Raw genomic sequence first — 3,610 nt, forward strand, 5'->3', positions numbered from 1 at the left:
TTTATACTCATACAAACGTTTTATAAAAAAGGTATCTTTTTTTACTCCACATCTTAAAAAAATTCGCATATTTTTCTATATTATTAGCGCGCTTGAGTTTATTTTCGTTCTTCAACTAAGATTTTCTTTTTTAAATATAGAACTCTATCTGGTAGCAGGGACGCTCATTGGTTTTTCTCTTTTTTTATTTGGCGTTAGTTTGTTTTATGATGTTGTTAGATGCATTTGTTCAAAAGCTCATTTTAATCCCACAAGACGAAAATTTATTAAATTTTGCTTTGATGTGACATTTGTCATTTTTGTAGTTGCTTGCTTTTTGAAAGGAATTTTTAACGCACTTACTCCGCCAAAGATCAGACAGATTAGTATAAAAATAAAAAATTTACAAAATAATCTAAAAATAGCCATGATAACCGATGTGCACATTGGCGAGTTTTTGCAAAAGGATTTTGTGGCTGAGCTTGTGAAAGAGATAAATTTAGCTAGACCAGACCTAGTGGTGATAGTTGGCGACTTGGTTGATATGAGAGCTGAGCTTATAGGGGATTTTTTAGATCCATTAAAAAATCTTAAAAGCACTTACGGCACCTTTTATGTCCCTGGCAATCACGAATACTACCACGGAGTTGATGGGATACTAGAAAAAATTCGCGCTCTTGGCATTAGAATACTTGGCAATAAAAATGAAAAAATAGCTGGCATAAATTTGGCTGGGGTCTATGATCTAGCTGGCATAAGGTTTAAAAATTTAGAGCCAAATTTAGACGAAGCGCTAGCTGGACGCGACCCAAATTTGCCTACCATACTACTCTCTCATCAGCCAAAATTTATAAAAACTATGCAAAAAGATGTCGATCTAGTCCTTTGCGGTCACACGCATGCTGGACAAATTTTCCCTTTTAGCATCCTAGTTTTGCTGGATCAAGGTTTTTTACATGGGCTTTATAAGATTAATGATAAAATGCAAGCTTATGTTAGTAGCGGTGCAGGATTTTGGGGACCTCCAGTTAGGATCTTTGCTCCTAGTGAGATCGCTATTTTAAATTTAAGCAAGGACTAAAATGAACAAGGACAATCTCTTCTCTCAAATTTTTGGCAAGGTAGCAAAAATAAACTTTTTCAAGCCGCTTCAAGAGCTTATCAACTCCTTTTATGTAAAGCTATTTAAGATCGATATGAGCGAGTTTAAGCCAGCAAGCGAGTATAAAAATTTAAACGAACTTTTCACCAGGGAGCTTATAAAGCCAAGAGAATTTGACGCGTCAGATGAGATATTTATAAGTCCTGTTGATGGTACCTGCCTTAGTTTTGGCACCACGAAAGAGTTAGAAGCTTTTAGTATAAAAGGCATGAGCTATGGGCTAAAAGAGCTTTTAGGACAGGGCGAGCTTGAGGGCGAGTTTGACTTTGCCAACATCTATCTTAGCCCAAAAGACTATCATCACTATCATGCACCCTGCGATATTACGATAAAAAAAGCGGTCTATATCCCAGGTAAGCTTTACAGTGTGGCGGTAAAATGGCTTGGCAAGGTCGATAGCCTTTATACCAAAAACGAGCGTGTGGCGCTACTTTGTGAAATGAAAAATGGCAAAAAACTTTGGCTAGTCTTCGTGGGTGCGCTAAACGTTGGTAAGATTAAATTTTGCTTTGATGATCGCATCCAAACAAATGCGATGGCAAATTTTACACAAATTTATGAGTATGAAAATTTACACATCAAAAAGGGTGAGCGTCTTGGAAATTTTGAGCTTGGCTCAACCATTGTCATACTTAGCGAAAAAGATGCGATCGAGTACAACCTCTTTGAAAACAAAGAGCTTAAATTTGCTGAAGCGATCGGTAGGATAAAAGAGTAAAATTGATCCAAAGCTAGCTTGATGCCAAATTTACAGGCTAGTTAATTTTCTATTTTTATCTAAGCTATTTTTAGAATAAATTTGATCTACTGGCAGCTTAGATCAATTCAAAAACCTACAAATTCTTAGCTAGAATTTGATTAAAATCGTTTTGCTAAAACGCAAGCTACTTTAATTCAAAGCGGTAAATTTCCCAGCAAAAATTTAAATTTTATCTCACATAAATTTACTAAAGATACAGGCCTATAAATTTAGTTCAAATTTATAGGCTAAGCAAAAACTCAAATCTTAAATTTTATAAGCTGAAATGCCGTAAAATAGGCATTTAAATAAATAAAAAAGGGGTGAAAAGTCATCTACTTTTTTAAATTAAATTAGTATATTATAGCATATTTTTATCAAAAAGTGTCTATTTTTTTAAAATTTTAAATTGTTATATTCTTTAAAAAAGTTGCTCTTTGTCTAGTATCTTTTGGTAGATATTTAGCATAAGAGCGATAGGTCTCATTTAAATTTTTATGACCCATCATTTTACAACCAACCCACATCGGCTCCTCACCACGACTTAACATTACAGAAGCGAATGAGTGTCTAGTATCATAAAGCTTATGTATTTTAAAGCCAAGGGATCTCTGCAAATCATTAAATTTTAATCTGATAACTGCTCGTGAAAGAGAAAAAATATTTTGATTAATATCGGTATAATCGAGTTTTATCAGTTCATTATAAACAATATCAAGCATATCAATTGTACGATTGCTGGATTTAGTTTTAGGAGAATCCAAAACACCTAGCTCCGATAGAGTTTTATTAATACGTATCTCCTTATTTTGAAAATCCAAGTCATTAAAAGTCAAAGCCAAAATCTCGCCAGTCCTAGCCCCAGTAAAGAATGCAACTATTAAAAATAAGCGTAGCTCGCCCTCGGCATGTTTTATAAGTTGCAAAATCTCACTTAAATTAAAAGGGGTAAAATCACCATTGTCGGCATTATGTAATTCTTGTTTGAACCTAGGTATATAGAATGGATTTTTTGAGATTATATCATTGGCAATAGCATAACGAAAAACCATTTTAAAAAAAGAGCAATACCCATTAATTGAGCTATCTTTTAAGCCCTTGTTTTTACAAAATTTTACAAAATCAATACTATCCTGCCTTTCAAAATCGGACAGATAAAAGATATTTTTTGAATGCAAAAAGTCTATAACAGCCTGACTAGCAACATTATAAAACCTGATTGTTTTATCCTTTAAAAAGGATTTTTCATTAAGCAATCTATAAATAATCCCCTCAAAGCTAAACTCACTAGTATTTTTAATAGGCTCCAGCTTTTGTTCCCCTTTTCTGATTATGCGATCAGTTTGCATATCCTCGAGCTCGTAATATTTGCTCTTAGCAAGTTCAATATCCTCTTCAGAGCCAAGAAATAAATTATAGTTTTTTCGAATAAAATCAAATGCTAAAGTGGATTTTTTCAGTCCAGTGGCACGGCGAATTCTTACGCCATCCTTTTGATAGTCAATATAAAAACGATTATGCTTAATATATATATTTCTATTTTTTTCTAAATTTTTCATGCGGTGATTTTAGCAAAAATTTAAACATAACACAAAAATTCACTTTAAATTAATTTTATTATTTAAGATTTTTAAAAAAGAGTATTTATATCTTTTAAAGCTTAAATAACCATATAAAGGGAAATAAATATTAATAAATGCTTAATATACCTTGCTTTAATGACTTTATTT

3 protein-coding genes are annotated in these 3,610 nt (G+C 32.7%); 2 read left to right on the forward strand and 1 reads right to left on the reverse strand.

Annotation, left to right across the window (positions count from 1 at the left end):
* The coding region (locus tag CYP05_RS01365; protein ID WP_258031485.1) for a metallophosphoesterase at positions 1–1,060 on the forward strand (1,060 nt) is incomplete at its 5' end.
* A gap of 1 nt (position 1,061) precedes the next feature.
* Positions 1,062–1,859, forward strand: coding sequence for a phosphatidylserine decarboxylase (locus tag CYP05_RS01370; protein ID WP_103641765.1), 798 nt, complete (start codon positions 1,062–1,064; stop codon positions 1,857–1,859).
* 425 nt (positions 1,860–2,284) lie between these two features.
* On the opposite strand, the gene CYP05_RS01375 is transcribed toward CYP05_RS01370, so the two are convergent.
* Positions 2,285–3,439: a site-specific integrase gene (locus CYP05_RS01375; protein ID WP_103585657.1), complete on the reverse strand. Its 1,155-nt coding sequence runs from the start codon at positions 3,437–3,439 to the stop codon at positions 2,285–2,287.
* Between the last annotated feature and the right edge of the window lie 171 nt (positions 3,440–3,610).

The sequence above is a fragment of the Campylobacter concisus genome, from assembly GCF_002913545.1.
Taxonomy (GTDB): domain Bacteria; phylum Campylobacterota; class Campylobacteria; order Campylobacterales; family Campylobacteraceae; genus Campylobacter_A; species Campylobacter_A concisus_AV.